This is a genomic window from Demequina rhizosphaerae (genome assembly GCF_000971255.1).
GTDB lineage: Bacteria > Actinomycetota > Actinomycetes > Actinomycetales > Demequinaceae > Demequina > Demequina rhizosphaerae.
In genome coordinates this window covers 183,129-205,864 of sequence record NZ_BBMC01000006.1, presented here as the reverse complement: position 1 = coordinate 205,864, position 22,736 = coordinate 183,129, and the positions used below count along the sequence as shown (strand labels likewise).

The 22,736-nt window shown below is 67.1% G+C and carries 17 protein-coding genes; 8 read left to right on the top strand and 9 right to left on the bottom strand.

The annotated features are described in order from the left end of the window. Positions 1 to 3 precede the first annotated feature (3 nt). Positions 4 to 3,027, bottom strand: coding sequence for a glycoside hydrolase family 2 TIM barrel-domain containing protein (locus AOM07_RS10190; protein ID WP_084830245.1), 3,024 nt, complete (start codon positions 3,025 to 3,027; stop codon positions 4 to 6). Positions 3,028 to 3,346: 319 nt separating this feature from the next. On the opposite strand from AOM07_RS10190, the gene AOM07_RS10185 reads away from it, so the two are divergent. The 8 genes from AOM07_RS10185 to AOM07_RS10150 all read left to right on the top strand — a co-directional run bounded on the left by AOM07_RS10185 (position 3,347) and on the right by AOM07_RS10150 (position 12,573). Then, positions 3,347 to 4,687: an ABC transporter substrate-binding protein gene (locus tag AOM07_RS10185; RefSeq protein ID WP_062313418.1), complete on the top strand. Its 1,341-nt coding sequence runs from the start codon at positions 3,347 to 3,349 to the stop codon at positions 4,685 to 4,687. A 79-nt stretch (positions 4,688 to 4,766) separates the two neighbouring features. Then, positions 4,767 to 5,642, top strand: coding sequence for a carbohydrate ABC transporter permease (locus AOM07_RS10180; protein WP_062313416.1), 876 nt, complete (start codon positions 4,767 to 4,769; stop codon positions 5,640 to 5,642). Between the two features lie 3 nt (positions 5,643 to 5,645). Continuing rightward, positions 5,646 to 6,557 (top strand): carbohydrate ABC transporter permease, encoded by a 912-nt coding sequence (locus AOM07_RS10175; RefSeq protein ID WP_062313415.1) that lies wholly within the window; start codon positions 5,646 to 5,648, stop codon positions 6,555 to 6,557. Between the two features lie 265 nt (positions 6,558 to 6,822). Further along, on the top strand, positions 6,823 to 7,992 hold the full coding sequence (locus AOM07_RS10170; RefSeq protein WP_062313413.1) for an ABC transporter substrate-binding protein: 1,170 nt from the start codon (positions 6,823 to 6,825) through the stop codon (positions 7,990 to 7,992). A gap of 7 nt (positions 7,993 to 7,999) precedes the next feature. Next, complete coding sequence (locus AOM07_RS10165; protein WP_062313464.1) at positions 8,000 to 9,145, top strand: CaiB/BaiF CoA transferase family protein; 1,146 nt, start codon at positions 8,000 to 8,002, stop codon at positions 9,143 to 9,145. Then, positions 9,142 to 10,269, top strand: a complete 1,128-nt coding sequence (locus AOM07_RS10160) for a CaiB/BaiF CoA transferase family protein (protein ID WP_082101729.1) — start codon at positions 9,142 to 9,144, stop codon at positions 10,267 to 10,269. Before AOM07_RS10165 ends, AOM07_RS10160 begins: the two co-directional genes overlap by 4 nt. After that, entirely contained in the window at positions 10,266 to 11,051 is a 786-nt protein-coding gene (locus AOM07_RS10155; protein ID WP_062313411.1) for an enoyl-CoA hydratase/isomerase family protein, read from the top strand. The genes AOM07_RS10160 and AOM07_RS10155 overlap by 4 nt, the downstream gene beginning before the upstream one ends. Positions 11,052 to 11,124: 73 nt before the next feature. After that, positions 11,125 to 12,573 carry an aldehyde dehydrogenase family protein gene (locus AOM07_RS10150; protein ID WP_062313463.1) on the top strand — a complete coding sequence of 483 codons (1,449 nt, stop codon included), beginning with the start codon at positions 11,125 to 11,127 and terminating at the stop codon, positions 12,571 to 12,573. Positions 12,574 to 12,660: 87 nt separating this feature from the next. On the opposite strand, the gene AOM07_RS10145 is transcribed toward AOM07_RS10150, so the two are convergent. From AOM07_RS10145 to AOM07_RS10110, 8 genes are all read right to left on the bottom strand, one after another. Continuing rightward, complete coding sequence (locus AOM07_RS10145; RefSeq protein WP_228374430.1) at positions 12,661 to 13,563, bottom strand: aldose 1-epimerase family protein; 903 nt, start codon at positions 13,561 to 13,563, stop codon at positions 12,661 to 12,663. 43 nt (positions 13,564 to 13,606) lie between these two features. Then, positions 13,607 to 14,707, bottom strand: coding sequence for a sugar kinase (locus AOM07_RS10140; protein WP_062313408.1), 1,101 nt, complete (start codon positions 14,705 to 14,707; stop codon positions 13,607 to 13,609). Beyond that, on the bottom strand, positions 14,704 to 15,369 hold the full coding sequence (gene eda, locus AOM07_RS10135) for a bifunctional 4-hydroxy-2-oxoglutarate aldolase/2-dehydro-3-deoxy-phosphogluconate aldolase (protein WP_062313407.1): 666 nt from the start codon (positions 15,367 to 15,369) through the stop codon (positions 14,704 to 14,706). Before eda ends, AOM07_RS10140 begins: the two co-directional genes overlap by 4 nt. 598 nt (positions 15,370 to 15,967) lie before the next feature. Continuing rightward, positions 15,968 to 16,825 (bottom strand): SDR family oxidoreductase, encoded by an 858-nt coding sequence (locus AOM07_RS10130; protein WP_062313405.1) that lies wholly within the window; start codon positions 16,823 to 16,825, stop codon positions 15,968 to 15,970. 111 nt (positions 16,826 to 16,936) lie between these two features. Then, positions 16,937 to 17,866, bottom strand: coding sequence for an NADP-dependent oxidoreductase (locus AOM07_RS10125; protein WP_228374429.1), 930 nt, complete (start codon positions 17,864 to 17,866; stop codon positions 16,937 to 16,939). A 742-nt stretch (positions 17,867 to 18,608) separates the two neighbouring features. After that, a complete protein-coding gene (locus tag AOM07_RS10120) occupies positions 18,609 to 19,202 on the bottom strand; it encodes a hypothetical protein (protein WP_062313403.1) in 594 nt (197 codons plus the stop codon). Between the two features lie 1,783 nt (positions 19,203 to 20,985). Beyond that, the gene (locus AOM07_RS10115) at positions 20,986 to 21,180 is read right to left on the bottom strand and encodes a hypothetical protein (protein ID WP_062313401.1); all 195 of its coding nucleotides are present in this window, start codon (positions 21,178 to 21,180) and stop codon (positions 20,986 to 20,988) included. 902 nt (positions 21,181 to 22,082) lie between these two features. Further along, complete coding sequence (locus tag AOM07_RS10110) at positions 22,083 to 22,712, bottom strand: protein-L-isoaspartate O-methyltransferase family protein (RefSeq protein ID WP_084830244.1); 630 nt, start codon at positions 22,710 to 22,712, stop codon at positions 22,083 to 22,085. Positions 22,713 to 22,736 lie beyond the last annotated feature (24 nt).

The window sequence follows — 22,736 nt, the reverse complement described above, 5'->3', positions numbered from 1 at the left end:
CTTTCAGCCGTGCGTGCGATCGGTCGCACGCGCGATGGACAGCGTGTGGTCGGCCTCGTCGTCGAGGTCTGAGCCGCGTGCGCTGACCGGGTGCTCCGCCGCAGGATGCGCGGTAGCGGTTGGTCGTCGTCCCGTCGCCTCGAGAGCGTATTCGAGCACGAAGCGACCGGTGCCGATGCGGTATTGCTCGAGCACATCCGGTCCACATGCTCCTGTGCCGACGCCGCGATGCGCCGCGTCGAGGTGCACGATCAGGCGGTCGGCTTCGCGGAGGTCAGAGCTGTGGGGTGCGGCAAAGAGGTCTTCGGCGCGATAGCGCGTCGCGGACCACGAGAAGGGGGCGCCAAGACCGGTGATCCTGATGCGCTCTCCATTCGCGTCGTCGATCAACTCCAACCAGGTCGTGTCGGTGCGTAGGCCGAACTCCTGCGGGACGAGGTACGGGCAAGACTCGATGCCCGATGTCCACGTGCCGACGACCGCGGAGCTCTTGCGGTCCGCGTAGTTCTCGTGGGGTCCGCGACCGCACCACCGCATGACGGTGTACCTCGCGTCGAGTTCGAACCTCACCCCGATCCGCGGCAGGTCTGACAATTCGTCAGGCACGTCGAACGTGTGGCGTAGCACGATGCGGTCGCCGTCATCCTTGCGGGTGACCGAGTGCGCGACCAGGCGGTCGGCGGGAACCACGTCGATTCCGGCGGAGGTCCACCGGCCGAGGGTTGCGTCGCCGAGTCCGAGAGCTCGATGGCTCTCAAGTCGCAGCTTGATCCCGTCGTTGTCGGTTGCCGCGCGCCAGACGGCAGGCTCGGCGCTTTCCGCGATCGAGGCGAGACGTGTGCGTGCGAACTCGCCGATGCCTGCTCGGGGCGCGGGCGGACGCCGGCTTGCGGCGTCATCGCGCACGACCACCTGATCTCGCGACACCACGTGGTGCGCATTGGCGAACCACGTGCTGCGGCGAAGGCGCCACTCGACGGTGAGGCGCACATCCCCGCGCGGCGGTACCGCGTGAGGAAGGGGAAGTGTGCGCTCCTCGCCCGGCCCGAGGACCAGATCGTAGAAGACGCCCGTCGCGATGGCGTCGCCGTTGGCCACCAGGATCCAGGTCGCCTCGAGGTCATCGGTGCTGGTGAAGAACCGCCGGTTCCTCACCGTGAGATCAGCGCCATCGAGCCGCGTCTCGACCGGCCGATGGACCCAGGCGACCTCGGCCATGGCCGGGTGCGGGTCCCCGTCCGCTCCGACGAGGCCGTCGGCGACGAAGTTCCCGTCATGGGGACTGTCGCCAAACTGGCCGCCATAGGCCAGCCGGGCAGTGCCGTCTCCAAGCTCCTGACGGAGGCCGTGGTCCTTCCACTCCCAGATGAAGCCGCCTTGAAGACCTGGTGTGGTCGTGATGACCTCCCAATAGTCCGCCAGCGATCCGTTGCTGTTGCCCATGGCGTGGCTGTACTCGCACATGATCAGCGGGCGCGACGCGCCGCCCGACGCGACGGCGTGCCCGTAATCGGCGATCTCTGCGATCGTCGGGTACATCGGGCAGACGATGTCCGTGGCGAGCGTCCCACCCGTGCTCCAGCCTTCGATCCTGATCGCGTCCTCGTAGTGCAGCGGTCGGCTCGGATCTGCTCGTCGGATCCATGCGGCAAGCGCGTCGTGATTGGCCCCGTAGCCCGATTCGTTCCCTAGGCTCCACGCGATCACGCTCGGGTGGTTCCGATCCCGCTCGACCATGCGTGCGCCGCGGTCGAGCCAGGTGCTTCGAAAGTCCGGCGCGTCGCACAGGTAGCGGTTGTACGCATGGGCCTCGATGTTCGCCTCGTCGATGACGTAGAACCCGAGCTCGTCGCAAAGATCGTAGAACGCAGGGTCGTTCGGGTAGTGCGATGTTCGGATCGCGTTGATGTTGTGACGGCGCATCGTGCTGAGGTCTGCGCGGATATCCGCTGTGGTCACCGCGGTGCCACGGTCCGGGTGATGGTCATGTCGATTGACGCCGAAGATCCACACTGGAGCGCCGTTGACCAGAAGCTGGGCGTCGCGGACCTCGATGCGGCGGAACCCGATGGCGTAGCTGGTGCTGTCGACCACGGCACCGGCTGGTGACATGAGCACCACTCGGCAACGGTAGAGGTGAGGTGCCTCCGCGCTCCAAGGCACGACCGTGAGGTCCGTCCACGACACGTGCGCCACGAATCCGGTGAACTCGTACGGCTTCGCATGCTCGTGATCGACCTGTGACTGCGCTACGTCTGTCACACGTTCGCCGTCCAGCCGCTCTACCCATGCCTCGACGGCGAAACCTGCCGTCGGGCTCTCGCCCAGATCCGCGTGAACCTTGAGGGACAGCGCGCCTAGTCCGGAGTCCGCGTCGAAGTCTGCATCGACGTGTACATCCGCGATCGAGCGTGGCGGTATCCGTACGAGCTCGACCTGCCGATGAATCCCTGCGAGCCACCAGGCATCCTGGTCCTCGACGTAGCTGTGAGCGGAGTACCGGATCACGACGACCGCGAGCTCGTTGATCCCCGGAGCGACGACGTCTGTCACGTCGTAGTCGGAGTGCAGCCTCGCATCGGTGCCGTAGCCGACGAAAGCTCCGTTGACGTACACCGCGTGGACACTGTCCGCGCCGCCCACGCGCACGGCGATGCGGTCTTGCGTCCAATCCTCGGGCACGTCGATCCGCCTGCGATAGACGCCGGCCCGATTGACGTCGGGGAGGTGGGGAGGCGGGCCGGGAAACGGCATCTGGACGTTGGTGTAATGCGGGATGTCGGTCGCTACCTGGAGCGGCCATACGCCCGGAACGGCGATCTGCCGCCACTCGATGCCGTCGCCGTCCCGGGTGCCGTCGACCGCTTGGTGCGGAACGGCGTCGGGCGCGTCGAACAGAGCGAAGCTCCACGGCCCGTCGAGCCGCACGCGCTCCCGGCCGGTTCGCACCGTGTGCATGGGCAAGCGGCCGATCGCGACGATCGAGGGATCCGCCCAGGGACGGGTCGCGCCGATAACGGGCAGCATGGTGTGACGCCTCCTCGCGTTGCTCCACCTCAGTCCAACAGGATGTCGGCATGGTACAGCAACCGGTTATCCACAGGCGCGGGTCGAGGTCGCGAAGGACAGCTCGTTCTGGTGCGTGACGAGGCGAGCCACGAGGCGTTCGCGCGTGACCGCGCCGGGACCGATGAAGCATCATCAAGCCTGGTAAAGAACGCGTCGATGGCCCCGTAGCCAAACCGTGACCATGCCTTCCGCGAGATTGTGCTTTGCGTTCGCGCGGTCTTCGGCTACAGTTCGGAGAACCGGTTATCCAACGGCGGATATCGAGAAGGGAAATCAGATGATCAACCCTAGTGGGCGAGGCGGACTCAACGCCTCCCGATTCGGTGGGCGGCACGGCCGTCTTGCGGCAGTCGCGGTTGCCGGCGCGGGCCTCAGCCTGGCGCTCGCCGCGTGTTCGACCTCGGCCACCACGTCCGAGTCGACCGACGGGGCCAGCGACGGAGGTGGCTCGACCGAGCAGACCGTCCTCAAGGTCTACGGCTGGAAGGGCAACGACGCCGAGCCGGCGAACATCACGGAGATCAACGAGGCCTTCGAGGCGGCCCACCCGGAGATCACGCTCGACTACGAGTTCGTGCCTGCGAACGACGCCTATCTCCAGCGCGTGCAGCCCGAGCTCCTCGCTGGCGAGGGTGCCGACGTCATCATGACGGACCCGACCAAGGTCGCGGACTGGGCCAAGGCCGGCTACCTGAAGGACATCTCGGACAGCAGCTGGGTCGGCGACATGCAGGATACGGTGACGCCGTTCGTGAGCTTCGACGGCAACGTCTACGCGACGCCGACCGAGCTCATCCCGATCGGCCTCTTCGCGAACATGGACCAGCTCGCGGAGGTGGGGATCACGGAGGTGCCGGAGACCTTCCCGGAGTTCACCGCCGCGATGGACAAGCTCAAGGACGCCGGCATGACGCCCCTCGCGCTGCCGAACAAGGCTGGCAACACCGGGGCATGGATCCTCAACGGCATCGCCGCGACGCTGGTGTACAACGACAATCCCGACTGGGATCAGCAGTTCATGGACGGCGAGGTGAGCTTCGAGGACTGGCGAGGCTCGATCGAGCAGATGATGAGCCTCGAGGAGGACGGCTACATCGACTACAAGACCGAGCTCGGCAACGACGAGTGGGCCAACGGTGCATTCGACTTCGCCGCCGGCAAGAACACCTTCATGCTCCAGGGTTCCTGGGTGTCCGCAGGTGTGGTCGATGCCGGCCTCGACAACTTCCAGATCGCGCCGTGGCCCGCGGGTCCCGACGGCACGCAGTCGAACAACGACTACTTCGTCGGTGTGATGTGGTCGGTCAACGCGAACACGGAGGTCGAGGAGGCGGCTCGCGCTTACGTCGACTTCTGGGCGGACGCCGACAACGCACTCCCGTTCCTCGAGTCGGAGCGCGCACAGTCGCCCTGGGTTGGTGGTGCGAACCCTGAGGATGCCGCAACGGCGCCGACGGTCGCGGCCCTGGAGGACGGTCGGAACCGCATCCTCGCCAACACGACTTGGTACACCGAGTCCGGCCGCAAGGCTATGGAAAGCGCGATCCAGTCCCTCCAGCTGGGCCAGATCGACATCGATGAGTTCATCGCGACCCTCGACGAGCAGCTGCGACCGTAGGATCGCGTTGGCTCGGGCGTGGTGGGGGCGCCAGTGATGCGCTCCCACCACGCCGCGAACATCTCCTGAAGGACTTCTCATGATTGCCCGACGGCCCCTCGCGGCCCTCAGCTTCCTTGCACCCGCAGTGATCATCTACCTCGTGGTCGTGATCTACCCTCTGATCAGCAGTGCGCGTCTCAGCCTGACCGACAGCCCTGCCGGCAACGTGGGTGAGTTCATCGGCCTCGAGAACTTCCAACAGCTCTTCGGCGACCCCGATGTCATGTCTGCACTGTGGCGCACCCTGGCCTACGCCGGGGTCGTCGTGGTCGTGCAGAACGGGCTCGGCCTCATTCTTGCGCGGGCGTTCTTCCGCCGCATCCGAGCACAGCGACCGCTGAGCGTCATGCTGCTGCTCCCGATGCTCATCTCGCCTCTCATGGCCGCCTTCATCTGGTCCGCGCTCTACGCGCCGAATGGCGCGGTCAACGCTGCGCTGGAGGCGATCGGGCTCGACAGCCTCACCCGCATCTGGCTAGGCGATCCCACGACAGCTCTGTGGGCGATCGCCTTCGTCAACGTGTGGATGTTCGCCGGCTACTCGTGCGCGATCTTCCTGGCCGGCTATATGAACATGTCGAACGAGGTCCTTGAGGCGGCGCGAGTCGATGGCGCCGACGGCTGGAGGCGGTTCCGCCACGTCGAGTGGCCGCTGCTCGCACCGGCGCTCACCGTCAATGTGACGCTCGCCCTGATCGGCAGCCTCAAGGTCTTTGAGTATCCGCTCGTGATGACCAATGGCGGCCCTGCTGGATCGACCACGACGTTGACCCTTGTCATCTATCAGACGATCTTCGGCGGCCAAGGTTCGTTCGGTTACGGCGTGGCGATCGCGCTGCTCCTGCTTGCGGTGGTGGTCGTGCTGTCGACCTTTGTCAACGGCTTCCTGCGCCGGCGTGAAGAGAGGATCTGAGCAATGACTGCTCCCGCTAGTACGGACATCGTGGACTCTGCCGCTACGCCCGACGCCGCTGGCGGCGGCCGCGGCCGGCTCAGGCTGCGCAAGTCGAGTGCCGACAGGCCCGGCCTGCTGTCGAACATCGGCTTGGGCGTGGTGATCGCGCTCTTCATGGCCCCACTGCTGATCACCGTGTTCACGTCGCTCCGCACGCCCACCGAGGTGGCGCTGGATCCCTTGGGCCTTCCCATCCCGGCGACCTTCGACAACTTCGTCGACGCGTTCAAGCAGATGGACTACCTGGTCTCTGTTCGCAACACTGCCGTCATCATGTTGGCGTCGGTGTTCATCACGGTCGTGTTCGGGGCGCTCGCCGCGTATCCGCTCGCGCGCCTCACCCGCAGGTGGACGCCGTGGCTGTACCGCAGCTTCATCCTCGGCATGACACTCCCGATCTTCGTAATCATCGGACCCCTCTACCTGCTGCAGCGCGATCTTGGGCTGCTCAACACGTGGGCCGGAGTGATCCTGACGTACGTGGGCATCAACCTGCCGGTCGCGATCTTCTTCTATACGAGCTTCCTGCGTCAGGTTCCCATTGAGGTCGAGGAGGCTGCTGAGCTCGATGGCGCTGGCCCTTTCCGGACGTTCCGCGTGGTGGTGTTCCCGCTCCTTCAGCCGATCACGGCGACCCTCGGCATCTTCATCGCTCTGGGTGTGTGGAACGACCTTGTTCTGCCGCTCGTGTTCCTTCGTGATCCTGGGTTGCGGACGGTCATGGTCAACGCCTACTCGAACATCAATCCCAATGCGGTCGACCCGACCACGCTGTTCCCAGCGGCGATCCTCGGCGTGCTGCCGCTGGTCCTCGTCTTTGCGCTCATGCAGCGGCGCGTCGTGCAGGGTCTGACGCTGGGCTCGGTCAAGTAGGGCGCGACGCAAGGCCGGGTCTGGACGATGCCGAAGGCGAGACGCGTCCCGCTGGCTCCACGGGTCGTCCAGGCACCCTGCGCCTCGTCGCCCCCAAACCGGCCGGCTTGCTGAGACTGGCCGGACAGTGTAGTTTGAAAAACCGGTTGCGCGCCGTCGCAAGATGTGTGCTCACCACTTCTCACCGTCGAGGAAAGATCAAGAGGACTCGGATGACTCTCCAAGCGCCAGGCGCCCGTCACGACGATCGTTCGGGAGGCGTGCGATGAACGCACCGCAGATCGAGCTGCGTGGGGTGACGTGGAACCACACGCGCGGGGTGCTCCCGATGGTTGCGACGGCTCAGCGCTTCGAGGAGCTGCACCCGAATGTCCGCATCACGTGGGAGAAGCGGTCGCTGCAGGCCTTTGCCGACGAGCCGATCGATGCCCTCGCTGCCCGCTTCGATCTGCTGGTCATCGATCACCCGTGGGCCGGTTTCGCCGCCCGCTCCGGAGTGATCGTTCCGCTCGACGAATGGCTCCCCGCGGAGTTTCTCGCAGACCAAGAGCGCCAGTCCGTTGGCCGCTCCCACGAGAGCTACCGGTCCGACGGCAAGCAGGTGGCACTTGCCATCGACGCAGCCACACCTGTCGCGTCGGCGCGCGGCGACCTCTTCGCCGCCGCGGGGCTCGAGGTCCCCGACACGTGGACCGCGCTCGTCGAGCTTGCGACTCATGGCCGGGTGGCGGTGCCGTCTATCCCCCAAGACACGCTGATGAACTTCTACATGTTGTGCTCGACGCTCGGCGAGGATGTGTGCACGACTCCCGACGAAGTTGTCACGGCCGACACCGGGCATGAGGCGTTGGGCATGTTGCGCGAGCTCAGCACGCACCTCGCCCCATGGTGCTTCGACGCGAACCCGATTCGGGTCTACGAGCGGATGACCCAGACCGATGACGCGTGGTACTGCCCGTTCGCCTACGGCTACGCGAACTACGCGCGCGCCGGGTACGCGCGGCGCGTTCTCACCTTCATGGACACGGTGCATCTCGGCGACCACGGCCGGTTGCGGACGACCCTCGGCGGCACCGGGCTCGCGATCTCCGCTTCCTCGCCCCACAAAGAGCTCGCCGCCGAGTACGCCCGCTACGTCGCCTCGCCCGAGATGCAGGCCGGTTACTACGTCGACATGGGCGGGCAGCCCGGTCACCGCACAGCGTGGGTGTCGGATCGCGTCAACGAACTGACCGCCGGCTACTTCGCCAAGACCCTGCCCACGCTCGATCGCGCATACCTGCGACCGCGCTACGACGGGCACATGTACTTCCAGGACCGCGCGGGGGCTCCCATTCGCGAGTACCTCATGCACGGGGGCGACGAGGCTCAGCTGCTCCGGGAGCTCAACGAGCTTTATCGCGAGTCGCTCGGAATCACCTCTGCAGGTGCGTGATGGCGCGATGACGAAGCTGCCGCTCGAAGGCGTCACTGTCCTGGAGTTCTGCCAATACCTCGCGGGACCCTATGCCGGCCTGCGTCTTGCTGACCTGGGGGCACGCGTCATCAAGGTCGAGCGCCCGCGTGGCGGAGACGCATGTCGTGCGCTCGCGACGAAGGACATGTGGGCCGGCGAGGACAGCGTGCTGTTCCATACGATCAACAGGAACAAGGAGAGCTTCGCGGCCGACCTCAAGGATCCCGAGCACCTTGACATCGTGCGCGAGCTCGTCGCGACGGCCGATGTGGTCACCCACAATTTCCGACCCGGCGTGATGGAGCGCATCGGCCTCGACTACGAGGCGGTGAAGGCGATCAACCCTGAGGTCGTCTACGGGGAGGTGTCAGGCTACGGCAAGGAAGGTCCGTGGGCGGCGCTCCCCGGGCAGGACCTGCTTGCGCAGGCGCGCACCGGCGCAATGTGGCATTCCGGCGCGGCGGACGACCCTCCCACCCCGTTGGGTCTGGCTGTCGCGGACATGGCTTGCGGGCTCCATCTCGCGCAAGGGATCCTCGCGGCGCTCGTGCGTCGCCGGCGCACGGGCCAAGGGGGTCTCGTGGAGGTCAGCCTCGCTGAGTCCCTGCTCGACGTGCAGTTCGAGGGCCTCACCGTCTTCCTGAACCACGCGGGCGAGCTGCCTGCGCGTAGCCGCGTGGCACCCGCCCACCCCTACCTCGGCGCGCCCTACGGCGTCTACGCGACGAGCGACTCCGCGATCGCGCTGAGCATGGGAGACGTCTCGCGGGTACTGATCGCGCTGGGCCTCGATCCGGTCGAGGAGGCGCCGGGCGCAGACGCGTTCGTCGAGCGCGACGAGATCAAGGCTCAGATCGAGGTGCAGCTGGCCACCCGAAGCACCGCGGAGTGGATGGCACGCCTCAACGGCGTCGGGCACTGGGCCTGCGAGGTGCTGGACTACGCCCGCCTCGCTGATCATGACGGCTACCGGGTGCTGGGGATGGAGCAGGTCGTGTCCCGCGACGACGGGATCTCGGTGCGCACCACGCGGTGCCCGATAAGGGTCGGAGGCGAACGGCTCTACTCGGATCGCGCCGCGCCCCGCCTCGGGGATGCGAACGAGCAGATCATGGCGGAGCTGGCATCGTGAATCGACCGCTCGAAGACATTCTCGTTCTCGACTTCACACAGTTCATGTCGGGTCCGTCGGCCACGCTGCGGCTTGCAGATCTGGGAGCGCGCGTGATCAAGGTCGAACACCGGGAGCGGGGCGATCTGTCCCGCACCGCCTACGCGCCCGCGTTCGATCTCGGAGACGCTCCCGCGTTCTTCCAGGCGATCAATCGGGGCAAGGAGAGCGTCGCTGCGGACCTGCGCGACCCGCACGACGTTGCCCTTCTGCTAAAGATCGCTGCCGAGGCCGACGTCGTCGTCTCGAACTTCCGGCCTGGGGTCATGGACCGCCACGGACTCGGCTACGAGCGGCTCCATGCGAGCAACCCCGCCCTTGTCTACGGCGAGATCACCGGCTACGGAGCCGAAGGCCCGTGGGCGCTCGAGCCGGGCCAGGACCTGCTGCTTCAGGCCGCATCTGGAATGATGTGGCTCACCGGCGCCGATGACGATGGCCCTGTCCCGATGGGTATCGCGATGGCGGACTACTGCGCGGGCGCCATGCTCGCTCAAGGCGTGCTCGCGGCCCTTGCCGGCGGCGGAGGGACTCGAGTCGACGTCAGCATGCTCGAAGCGGTGCTCGACCTGCAGTTCGAGCCCTTCACCTTGTACCTGCAGGACAGCGAGGAGCCGAAACGCGGCGGTGTGAACCCCGCGCACCCGCTCGTCGCCGCTCCCTATGGCGTCTACCGGACATCGGACGGATACCTCGCCCTTGCCATGACGCCGATCGACACGCTCGCCGCGCTCGTGGGCTGCGAGGAGCTGTCCCAGTTCACCGATCGAGGCCGATGGTTCCACGAGCGGGACGAGATCAAGGGTGTGCTGGCGGCTCACCTCGCGAGCGAGTCCACACGGCATTGGCTCGACCGCCTTGAGCCCGCCGACGTGTGGTGTGCCGAGGTGCTCTCGTGGGCGGACCTCGTCATACACGAGGGTTTCCTAGCGCTCGACATGGTGCAGGAGGTAGGCGAGGGGGCCGACTCGTACCGTGTCACGCGCTGCCCGATCCGTATCGACGGCCAGGTTCTGCGCTCGCCTGCGCGTGCGCCACGCCTCGGTGAGCACACGGAGTCGATTCGAGCGGAGTTCGGACGATGAACGAATCGCCGGCCGTCACCATCGAGATCGCGGGGGCGGTGGCCGTTGTCACGCTCGACAGGCCCCCGGCAAACGCCTACGACGAAAGGTTGCAGCGCGATCTGTTGGCCGCCGTCGCGCGGCTTGACGACTCGGGCGCGGTGCGCGTCGCCGTCCTGCGAAGCGCGTCGCCGAAGTTCTTCTGCGGGGGCGCGGACATCAAGCACTTCGCTGCCGCGACGCCGGGCGAACGAGCGGCCGTGGCTGACGCCGCGCGTGCCACGTGCGCGCGCATCGAAGCATCCGACGTCATCTTCATCGCCGAGATCGGTGGGCATGCGCTCGGTGGCGGTCTTGAGCTCGCGATGGCGTGCGACATCCGTGTCGGGGCCACCGGCGGGCATCTCCTCGGGCTCACCGAGATCGCTTTGGGGCTCATCCCCGGCAACGGCGGCACCCAGCGGCTCGCGCGACTCGTCGGTCACGCCCGTGCGATGGAGCTGCTCGTCTCGGGCCGCACCTTCCACGCCGAGGATGCCTTCCGGTGGGGACTGCTCACCGAGCTGCACGACCCGGCCGAGCTCAGGCACCAGACTGACCAGCTTGCAGTGCGGATCGGACGGCAGGCGCCGCTCGCGCTGGCCGCCACCAAGCGGGCACTTCGCCGAGGCGCCGGCGTACCGTTGGCCGAGGCGCTCGAGGTGGAACGCTCCGAATCGTCCCCGCTTCTCGGTACTGACGACGCGGCCGAGGGCCTCGCCGCGTTCCTTGAGCGGCGAGAGCCGCAGTTCGGCGGCAGCTAAGGCCTTTGCGTCGTCCGCCTGCCGGGACAATCGGCGGGCGTAGAGGAGATTCATCACCATGAAGGAGGAGACCATGGCCGAGCTGAAGCATTACCCCTGCTTCATTGGCGGAGAACGCATCGACGCCGCTTCCGGCGCCTTGCTTGAGGTGGAGAACCCCGCCACCGAGGAGGTCTGGGCGACGGTGCCCGACTGCGGTGCGGATGAGGCGGTCAGGGCGCTGGAAAGCGCCCGCGACGCTCAGCGCGCGTGGGCCGAGCTCCCCGCGGTCGAGCGCGGACGATGGGTGCATCGCCTTGCGCACGCGGTCGAGGAGAACCGGGACCACTTTGTCGAACTGCTCGTTCGCGAGCAGGGCAAGACGGTGCCGGACGCGCACGGCGAGGTGACGGACACGGTGACCTACCTCACCTACGCCGCGGAGGCGGCACGCCGGATCGAGGGGCGCATCTTCCCCTCGGAGAATCGCGGCGAGCAGCTGTGGATCCAGAACGTGCCGTACGGTGTCACGGTCGGGATGTGCGCCTACAACTTCCCGCTCGCGCTGATCGGCCGCAAGGTCGGCCCCGCACTGGTGACGGGTAACACCATGGTGCTCAAGCCGCACGAGGCGACGCCTGTGACCGCGTCGGAGTTCTGCCGTATCGCTTCCGAGATCGGACTCCCCGCAGGCGTTCTCAACGTGGTCACGGGTAGCGGCATCGAAGCCAGCGCGGCCCTCGTGTCGAGCCCGCTCACGCGGCTCGTCTCGCTCACCGGCAGCACGCAGGCAGGGCAGGCGATCTATCGGGCGAGCGCCGAGAACGTCAACGGCCTGATCCTCGAGCTCGGAGGTAAGGCCTCGTTCATCGTGCTCGAGGACGCGGACCTCGACAAGGCCGTCGATGCGGCCGTGGCTTCGCGCTTCGCCAATTCGGGGCAGGTCTGCATCTGCAACGAGCTCGTGCTGGTCCACGAGAGCATCGCTGAGGAGTTCACCGCCCGCGTGGTCGCCAAGGTCAAGGAGATCGAGCTTGCGGACGACGCCATGACCCGGGGCATGGGGCCGAGCGTGACCGGCGCCAGTATCGCCCGTATCGACGGCATGCTGAGGGCAAGCGTGGAGGGCGGAGCGCGTGTCGAGGTCGGAGGTGGCCGGCCCGATGGCGATCGCTTCGCCCGCGGCCACTGGTACCTGCCCACGGTGGTGAGCGGCGTCACCCGGACGATGCCGCTCGCTACGACCGAGATCTTCGGCCCGATCATGCCGATCGTCGCGGTGAAGGACTACGCGGAGGCGCTCGAGATCTGCAACGACCGCGAGGACGCTCTCTCGGCCTACATCTTCACGCAGAACGCAAGCACCATCTTCCATGCGATCAACCACATGGAGGTGGGCACCGTCTTCGTCAACCAGCCCATCGTCGGGTATATCCAGGGCTACCACAATGGCCACAAGCGCAGCGGGGTCGGCGGTGAGGACGGTGTCTACGGCATCGACAACTACCTCCAGCGACGTACGGTCTACCTGAACTACAACTGACCGGCGGCAGGCGGTGGGGCGCCCGAGCGGGCGCCCCACCGCTGAGCGACACCGCCGCGTCCTCCAGGCGAATGCGCTCAGTCGCGGTCAGTCGACTGCAATGCCCCAAGTGAGCGAATGGTGCGCACGCGGCTCGATGCGGATCAGGCGTTCGCCGGTTCGAAACGCATCGGCGGCGCATGTCATCGGCTCGAGAGCGATGCCGGAGCGTGCGATCGCGGGGACGCCGTCGCCGGTGCATACCTGCCATGCCTGCACCTCGGCGTCTCCCCACACGGTCACCGTGGCGCCGTCGGGGCGCCGGAGCTTCGCCCAGGAGCGGCCGCGCGCGTCTCGCACCGGATCAACCCAGGTGTCGCAGACAGAGGTCCCCAGGAGAGGTCGCGGTTCCAGGAAGTCGAAGGTGTCACGCACTGGCACGACCGCGGCCGGCATCCACCGATCGTCGACCAGGATCCGAGAGCGGGCAGACAGCTCGAGCGTGCAGTCATCGAGGTTGGCTGTACCGGGTGAGATCCACGGATGAAAGCCCAGTCCGTACGGCAAGGCATGGTCACCCGCGTTGGTCGCGGTCGCGGAAACGGCGAGGCCCTCGCTCGACAACCTGTAGCTGACCTCGAGCACAAGCCGGAACGGATAGCCAGGAGAGGCAGGCAGTTCGAGGCACAGTGCGACCGCATCGTGCTGCACGGAGACCACTGCCCAGTTCTGCCAACTCACGAGCCCGTGGAGGGCGGCGGAGAACTCGGCATCATTCAGGGGCAGTTGCAGATCTCTTCCGTCGAACGTGTATCGCCCGTCGCGCACTCGGTTCGGCCACGGCGCAAGCACCATGCCGTGGTACGCCGGCGCGATCTCGTCGGAGTGGAAAGGCACCACTGCGTCGGTGCCGTCGACTTGGTACTGGCGCAACGATGCGCCTACGGTCGCGATGGTCGCGGACATGCCGCCGCGGGAGATCGTGATCTGGTCGCCTGAGATGTTTTCCAAGGTCGGTCCCTGTCTGCATTGCCCCAGTGGAAGGCGCTTGAGCTCAGCGGTCTACGCGAGCCGAGCCGCCGCCGACCAGCTTGCGGACCTCGGCGAGGGTTGCGGTCGAGGTGTCGCCGGGCGTGGTCATGGCGAGCGCGCCATGTGCGGCGCCGTACTCGACGGCGTCATGAATCGAGCCGAGCTCCATCAGGCCGTAGGCGAGGCCGGACGCGAAGGAGTCGCCGCCGCCAACGCGGTCGAGGATCTCCAGACGCGGCCGGTGCGTCGCCTCCGCGAAGCCCTCGCGTCGTGACCATCCGATGGCGCCCCAGTCGTTGATGGTCGCCGTGTGCACTCCGCGCAGCGTCGTGGCGATCACCTGGAAGTTCGGGTACTCCTTAGCGGCGCGCTCGATCATCGACTTGAACGCGGCGGTCTCGAGGTCCTGAAGGTTGTCGTCGACGCCCGAGACCTCGAGTCCGAGGCAAGCGGTGAAGTCCTCCTCGTTGCCGATCATCACGTCGACGAGCGATGCGAGGCGGCGGTTGACGGCCTGAGCGCGCTCCGGCCCTCCCACGCCCTTCCATAGGGAGGGGCGGTAGTTGAGGTCGTACGACACGATCGTGCCATGGCGCCGCGCGGCGGCCATCGCGGCTTCTGCGACATCGGCGGCGGACTCGGAGAGCGCGGCGAAGATTCCACCGGTGTGGAACCAGCGCACGCCTCGAGCGAACAGCGCATCCCAGTCGACGTCCTCGGGGCGCATCTGCGAGATCGCTGTGTGGCCTCGGTCGGACACGCCGACGGCGCCGCGCACCCCGAACCCTCGCTCGGTGAAGTTGAGGCCGTTGCGGACGTTGCGGCCGATACCGTCGTACGTCTTCCACATGACGTGCGAGGTGTCGAGGCCGCCTGTGAGCATCAGGTCTTCGACCAATCGCCCGACCTCGTTGTCGGCGAGTGCCGTGACGATCGCGCCACGCATCCCGAAGCAGCGACGGAGCCCGCGCGCCACGTTGTACTCGCCGCCCCCTTCCCAAGCAGAGAACGTCCGGGCGGTGCGGACCCGACGCTCGCCCGGGTCCAGCCGGAGCATGACCTCTCCGAGCGAGACGACGTCATAGGCGCAGTCGGCGGCGGCACGGACTTCGAGGGCGTTCATCGGACGGCCCCCTCGACCTCGGCCGCCAGCTGCTCCCATGTGGCGGCGCTCAACCGCGAAATCGCGTCCCAATCCTGATCCGCGATCTTCGACGGGGGCACCATCCACGACCCGCCGACCGCGTCGACGGCGCTCTCGCGCAACCAGTCGGCCGCGGTATCGATGCCGATCCCGCCGGTGGGGACGAACCTGACCTGAGGGAACGGTGCTGCGAACGCGCGAAGGATCGCGATGCCACCGAGGGGTACCGCCGGGAAGAGCTTGACGGTCGTGATCCCCAGTTCGAGCGCGGCCATGATGTCCGAGGGCGAAGCCACGCCCGGGATGACGGGCACGTCATGCTCATGCGCCCGCTCGATCACCGAGCGGTTCAGGCCGGGGGAGACCAAGAACTGTGCGCCCGCGTCCACGGCCACGTCGACCTGGTCGGTGTTGATCACGGTGCCCGCCGCGACGACCATCTCCGGGCGCTCCTCCGCCACGGCGCGGATGGCCTCGGCAGCGCCGTCGACTCGGAACGTGACCTCGGCGACCCGGATGTTCCCCGCAGCCAGGGCATCGGCGACGCCGAGTCCTTGCGTGCGTCCAGAGGCGACGACGACGGGGACGACGGGGCACCCGCTCCACGGTTGAACGTGGGATGGCTCTTGTGAGGCGTGCATGCGAACTCCGTTGCTCGTAGATCACCGCGCACAGGGTCGAAGAGGTTGCTGCGCGCCCGATTCACAATACTCTAGTTTCGCTGGAAGGAACACCGTTCCGTGTAACGGTTTGAAGGGAAGGTGAGCCGTGCGTCGAGAGCGCGAGCACGCGCGCGGGCGCCGGGAGGCCGCATTGGCTGCCGCGCTCCGATGTGGAGGGTTTGAGCCGGGCGGCGCCGGCTGGACACGTCAAGCGAATGGCGTCCGGTGGGACGTTTGGCTCCTCATCGACGAGGACCGACTCGGTTCTGTCTTCGATGTCGGCTTCTCGGTTGCCTTGATTCGAGCGCAATCACCCGGACCGGGGGCTGAGGTGGCCGCCACGGGACGCCTGAGTGAATTGACGGGGAGAGCGCCTGAGTTCGCCTACGAGCTCGTGCGGCGCGGAAGGGTCGATCCCCTGCTGCAAGATGTTGAGGCCGCGCTCGTGCCCCTGATCGCTGCCCTCGGGACGAGCGCGGAGGTTGCTGCTGCCGTACGCGAGGCCCGACTGCCGGCAGCCTCGGACGGGCGTTGCTGAATCCGGTCGCGCTGGACTGAACGGGAGCCGCGTAGGCGGCTAGTGTCGTTCGAGGGTCTGCCGGCTGAGGAACTCGCGGAATGACATGGGCGGTGAGCCAGTGATCTTCTCGATATCGCCGGAGGCCTGGGCCATGTCACCCGATGCGAAGGCCAGGTACGTCGATACCCAGGCGGCTACCTGCCAGTCGGGGGCGCCGAAGCGGGCGCGGGATGCGTATGCCTCGGCGGTCGTCTCGGGGCTGTACACGATGCGCCCGCCGGTGGCGTCGCTGAGCTCTCGGGCGATGTCCTCCAGCGTCAGGGCGGCCGGTCCGGTCATGTCGTACGCGTGCCCGGCGTGCCGGTCGGGGGAGACGAGTACCGCGGCAGCGGCTCGCGCGACGTCGTAGCGGGCGACGACCGCGCAGCTGCCATTGTCGGCGGGGCCCCGAATGGCGCCGTCGTCGCCAACGAGAGCCGACATGAAGTCCATGTAGAAGCTGTCGCGCAGGAACGTCCATCGGACCCCTGTCGCCTTGATGTGCTCCTCGGTTTCGAAGTGGTCCCGCGCGAGCGTGAAGACGGCATCAGGCGCTGCCGCCACGAAAGAGGTGTAAACGATGTGCTGGACGCCGGCGTCCATGGCGGCGTCGATGAACGTCTTGTGGTGGTCGACGCGATCGGGGGCTTCGGGGCCCGAGACCATGAACACGATGCGAGCGCCATCGAGAGCGGTTCGCGATGCTGTCCGGTCGGCATAGTCGAAGTGACGGACTGGCGTGCTGTCGAGCATCGGAGCGCGCGAGGGTGTGCGTGCGAGCAGGCGCTCCGGTGCTCCTTTGGCGTGGACCATCCGGGCGACGAGTCCGCCGAGCTTTCCCGTTGCTCCGGTGATGGCGATATCGCCTCGCGTCATGCGGTGTCTCCTTTCGTCAACGGGGAGCGTGGCCGTTGTTCACCTTCCGCCTCGGATGCGCGGTGCGCGCCGCATCGTGGACATGCGCAGCGTGCGCGACCATGCTGACCATCACAGGGTGGCGACGTACTTGCCGATGGAGCCGCCGCGTCGGGCCATCGAGTGCAGTGTCGACATAGAGCTCATCTCTTGCGTTGCGGCGATCACCACCTCGAGTGACCCGTCAGCGAGCATCGCCGCGAGGCTCTCCAGCCCGGATTCGTCGGGCTCGACCAGCATGAACCTTGCGGTTACACCCGCATCCGCCACGAGGTCAGGCTCTGGCAGCACAGGTGAGATCGCAACGAGCTGACCCCCGCGTCGGAGGCACGCGAGCGAGCGGCGGGACGTCTCGCCGTCGCCGACAAGGTCGACCACCGCGTCCATCGCGTCAGCGACGTCCTCGAACCGCTCGGTCCTGTAGTCGATGCAATGGTCAACGCCGAGCTCCCGCAGCCGACCGTGATTCCGCTCGGATGCGGTCCCCCACACCTCCGCGCCCCGCGCCTTCGCGATCTGTACGGCGAGATGCCCGACGCCGCCCGCGGCAGCGTGCACCAGGACCCGGTCGCCGGACTCGACACCGAGCGTATCGACTACCGCCTGCCAAGCGGTCAGGCCGGCCAGCGGCACAGCCCCGGCGGTCACGGTGTCGACGCCGTCGGGGATCCGGGCGATCTCCCGCGAGCGAGACGTTGCGAACTGCGCGTACGCGCCCGCGCGTTCGGGGAACCTCGGCATGCCGAAGACGCGGTCGCCCACCTCGAAGCGCGTCACCCCCGGGCCGAGCTCGACGACGGTGCCTGCGATGTCCCAGCCCGGGATGACGACTGGTGCGTCGCCATCAGCCGACGGCTCGATCGATTTCCAGTCCGCGGGGTTGACGCCGGCGGCCTCGACCCGGATCAGGACCTCGGTCCCGCCCGGCTGTGGCCGCGGCACTTCGACCCATTCCAGCGCTCCGCCCGCCGTCGATCGGATCGCCCCCATCGTCTCAGCCATCTCGCACTCCTTGGTGGTCGCGCGTGACAGGCAACCCGGTTGGTGCCGTCGGCCTGTCCTTCGCTCTGTCTACACCGTCACGGGCCCGCGTGGGCAGGTCGAGCGAGGTGAATCGGCCTGACTTTCGTTCCGCTCAGTCTTCCTGTCCGGCTGGTGCCGGCGGGATGGTTCGAGGTCGGTGCGGTCGGCAGCCTCGGTCTGCAGCGGGTGTGCATCCCGAGCCCGCCGGGCAGGCGCTGGCTACCCGGCCGCCGTACGCACTCGGGGTGGCGGGCTCGACCTGCCTGAGGTTCCGCCACCGGCTGCGCTGACCGATCGGACCGATGGTCACGGCGGTTGCTGTCGCCGAGGTCGCCCGCCGCGTCGAAGACGTCGCGTTCCTGGTAGATCGCAGTGCGGCGGTCGAACCGTGGGAAATCGCGTCGCACGTCGTGGGAAACGGACATCCGACCCCGGGTGTCACCCCAGGTACCAGGATTCTCCGAACCACCCACCAACGGGTGGTTCGTTCAACGAGCCCCCGCGGTTGGGTAAATGCCCGCCAGGATCGCCCGGAGGGGCGGTTCTGGCGAGAATCCAACGCAAGAAGGCCGCCCCCGACTGATGTCGGGGGCGGCCTTCTGCTTTGTGCGCCTATGTAGAGGTGTGTCGGGGCTGTTTGGGCTGTTTCCGGGCATGCTTGCGCCTCCGGCCCTTGCGGGTCCGGAGGCGATCGCTGCTGTTCTGTTCCGGTGGCCGCCGGCTACGCGGCGAGCTGTTCGGGTGGCGAGAGGTCCTCGCCGAGGACCGAGGCGCCGTTGCCGCGGCCTGGATGGCCGGACGGTCCGGGGTCCTTGGGGCTGGTCTGTGCGTTGGCGCGCTGGACGGCGAGGAACGCGTTGATGCGCTTGACGTTGGTGGCGGCGGAGAACATGGCGGCGAGGATGCCCTGCTTGGCGAAGCCGCGGACGCGGCGACGCTTGGTGTCGCTCATGCCGTTGGCCTTCACGTCCTTGTTGAACGTCTCGACCTGGTTGCGCTGGCCGTACATCTTGTACCACTTGGGCGACTTGTAGGCGTAGTCCTGGTAGTACTTGCCGGTCGTGTCGTCGAGCCCGACCTTGTGCGTCAGTTGCGGACTGGTGCAGATCGGACCGGGCATGACGGGGGGCTTGGTGATGCGGCGGCGGGTCTTGCCGTCGTTCATGCGGTCGGTGAGCTTGTTGCGAAGCTTGGCGTCCTCGATCTGCGCGACGACCTGCTCGCGCAGTGGGCATGAGACTCCGCCACGCGGGTCCGTGGCGGCGAAGGCGATGCGGAGCGTGCCCTCGGCGATGGGGATCTCGTTGAACGGCAAGACGCGGACCTCGGCGGCATCCGCGCGCTACTGTGCCGAGCATGCGACTGCGACACCCGGGTCACCGGAGCCGGTCTGACGTGAGAGCGGGTGGATGAGGGTGAGTACCACCACTCTGACTGAACCAGTCCAGATCGTCCTGGAGGCCCCCGAGATCACGATCAACTCGCAGTCGACGTGGACCAAGTTATCGGGGCAGGTCGCTGGAATTTTCGATGAGTGACGGCGTCGGTGTCTTGGAAGAGGCGCACGTCTGGCTGGTGCGCCCAACGATCCAAGAGCGGGTGAGCACCGCCGTTGGATCAGTGCTGCTGCTCGTGGTGTACGTAGGGATGGCTGCGACGCTCCCGCCGGGGATCGGGAAGTTGCCTGCTCTTGTGCTCGCGCTACTTGCCGGGGTGTTCTTCGGATCCATCCGAAGGCGCGGAGTGCGACTCTCAGGCGATGACATTGAGATACGCGCGCTATTGATTGCGGAGCGAGTTCCAATTGGCGCGATCACGCGGCTTCACCTTCCTCCCTTGGCGAGCGGCATCGGCATCGAGTTGGGCGACACGACCGTCGTGTTTACCGATGCATCCCGTGGCAAGGCATCTCATGTCGGAGACAAGGTTCAAGCAGCGCACGATCTGGCGCAAAGTCTCGGAGTGCCAGTAATTGCATACGGCGACGGGGCGTCGTTCATCCGCGGGGTTCCGAACAGGCGTTCTCTGAGGCTGACCCTAAGCGGTTCTATGGGCGTCCTTCGTGCGCCGTCAACGTGGGGCACCACGCTTGCATGTGGACTATTGCTGGTGCCATTCGCGGTCGGATGAATCGGCCTGACTTTCGTTCCGCTCAGTCTTCCTGTCCGGCTGGTGCCGGCGGGATGGTTCGAGGTCGGTGCGGTAGCCACCCACGGCCTGGAGCGGGTCCGCGTCCCGAGTTCGCCGCGCAGTTGCTGGTTGCTCCACCGCCGTACTGTGCCGAGCAGGCAGCTACGACACCCGTGCCACGGCAGCCTGTCTGACGTGAGAGGGGGTGGATGAGGGTGACTACCAACACGCTGGCTGGACCAGTCCAGATCGCCCTCGAGGGCCCCGGAATCACGACCCACTCGCAGTCGACGTGGACCAAATCATCGGGGCAGGTCAGGTGCCCTGTGAGAGGCCGGCGAGCAGTTCTGGAACGGGCCGAGGGAACTTGGCTGTCGGCGAGTGGGCACATGGCGAGGAGAGGAGGCGGGCTGTTCGTGACCCGTCGTCTCGAGCGATCTTCGCAGTTACGGGACTGCTGATGCAGACCCCGGCGGCGTTCGCGCGCTACTGTGCCGAGCAGGCAGCCACGACACCCCGTCACGGCAGCCGGTCTGAAGTGAGAGGGGGTGGATGAGAGTGACTACCAATACTCTGGCTGGACCGGTCCAGATCGCCCTCGAGGCCCCCGAGATCCCGAACTACTCGCAGCCGAAGTGGACCAATTCATCGGGGCAGGTCAGCAGACATCGCTGATTCCCTCGGAGGAGTACCGAACCTCGTATTCGGACTTCGGGCCTGACTGGACTTGGGTGTCGGATCACCTTGGAGGACTCATCTGGTGGATAAGCACGCGGAGAGGGCCGAGATCCCGGCGAAAGGCGCTCGACGGATGCTTACTCTCCGTTACCGGCGGCGCTTTGATGGCGCACTGTCCGTGTGGAGCGGCGACTTCGCGCGCGCGAGCGTGGTTCGTTATCGCCTCGCGTCAATATTCGATCGCCCAATGGCTGCTCTGCCCGCGGGCCCTCAGGCGCTCCGGCCACTACCTACTCGGGTATGGCCCTGATGGCGTTCTCGTCGCCAGGTATTGGGCCGTCGGCTTCAGGCCGTTGAGGAGTCCGGCGAACCATCAATGGCAAGAAGTCGAGTTCGGCCGCGTCGACGATGACCTCCAGCAACTCGTCGTTGGCGGTCATGAGTTCGTTGCGGGCATCGACGAAGTGGCGAAGCTCGCGGAGCACCGCGATCGCTACGAGGCGAGCCAATGACGATTTGCCCTGCGACGCCGGCTTAGCCCTCGCACGGATGACTTCCGAGTGCTCAAGATGGTCGATTGAAGCGCCCAGTGTTTCCTAGAGGGCGTGTGGAGCCTGACCGGGTTTCCTGGACACCGGGAGGACCCCCGGGCGTGGCGGTCAGAGTCAATCGATTCCAGGGCAGGCCCTTTCCATGATTGGGATTGTCCTGCCCCCCGTTCCTTGGTCCGTTTCTTCTGTGAGTCCTGTCCAATGGTGAGAGTGCTTGTGGAGGTGTGAGGTGGCGGCTGCGAAGCGGTATATGAATCGGCCTGAGTTTCGTTCCGCTCAGCCTTCCTGTACGGCAGCTGCCGGCTTGGGACGACTGAGGTCAGCGCGGTGAGCATCCTCGACTTGGAGCCGGTCCGCGTCCCGATCCCGCGGTGCGGGCGCTGTTGTTCCACCGGCAGACCTGCTCCGGGGTGGCGAGCTTGACCTGGTTGACGGCCAGCCGGCGGCATGGCTGACGGATCCGACCGATCCTCCCTGCGGATGCTGTTGCTGAAGCCGCCGGCCGTGTAGCGGACGTCTCGTGCCTGGCAGATCGCGTTGCGGCGGCCGTGCCGTGGGAAATCGCACGGGTCGCCGTGGGAAACGGACATCCGACCCCGGGTGTCACCCCAGGTACCAGGATTCTCCGAACCACCCACCAACAGAATGGCCCCCGGGGTATCCCCGGGGGCCTTCTTCTTTGTCTCGCGCTGTGGGTGTGCCGGGTCGCTCTGAGCCGATCGGCGATCCCGCCTGTCGGATCGGATCGGGATCGGTCCGCCAGACGTGCCGGTTCCGACCCGGATGGCGGACCGTTCCGCCATCGATCCGCCCTACGGGTCGGGGCGCGAGCGCCGTCAGCCGCCCAGCAGCGGCACGAAGCGGTAGGAGCCGTGCTCGGTGACCTCCGCATCGGTCACATCCTCCCGGGGCGGGAAGCCGCGCACCACCCGCAGCATCGTCCCGTCGGACGGGAGGACCATCACGCCGCCGGGACGCAGCTGCGCGACCAGCTCGACCGGCAGCCCGCGCGCCATCGCGGACACCAGGATCCTGTCGAACGGCGCCTCGTCCGGCGCGCCGAGCACGCCGGGCAGGGCCGGCACGAGGCGCGCCCACGGCACGCCGGCGCCCGCCACGTTGGCGGACCCGAAGTCGACGAGCTCGGGGACGATCTCGGTGCCGAGCACGGATCCCTCCGGGCCGGTCAGCTCCCCCAGCAGCGCCGTCGTCCAGCCCGAGCCCGCGCCCACATCGAGCACGCGCATCCCGCGCCGGACGTCGAGCAGGTGCAGCATGTCCCGGACCGTGCGGGGCTGGCTGTTGGTCTGGCCGTAGCCGATCTGCAGGGGCGCATCGACGTCCGCCGCGAAGCGGGCGCCCTCGGGAAGGAAGCGCGTGCGGGGCTGGGCCGCGAAGGCGGAGTCCACCCGGGCGCGTGCCTGGGCGTCCTCCGGTGGCGCCCCGCCGGGGCTCTCACCGTCCACCCCTCCAGTCCATCACGAGGGAGG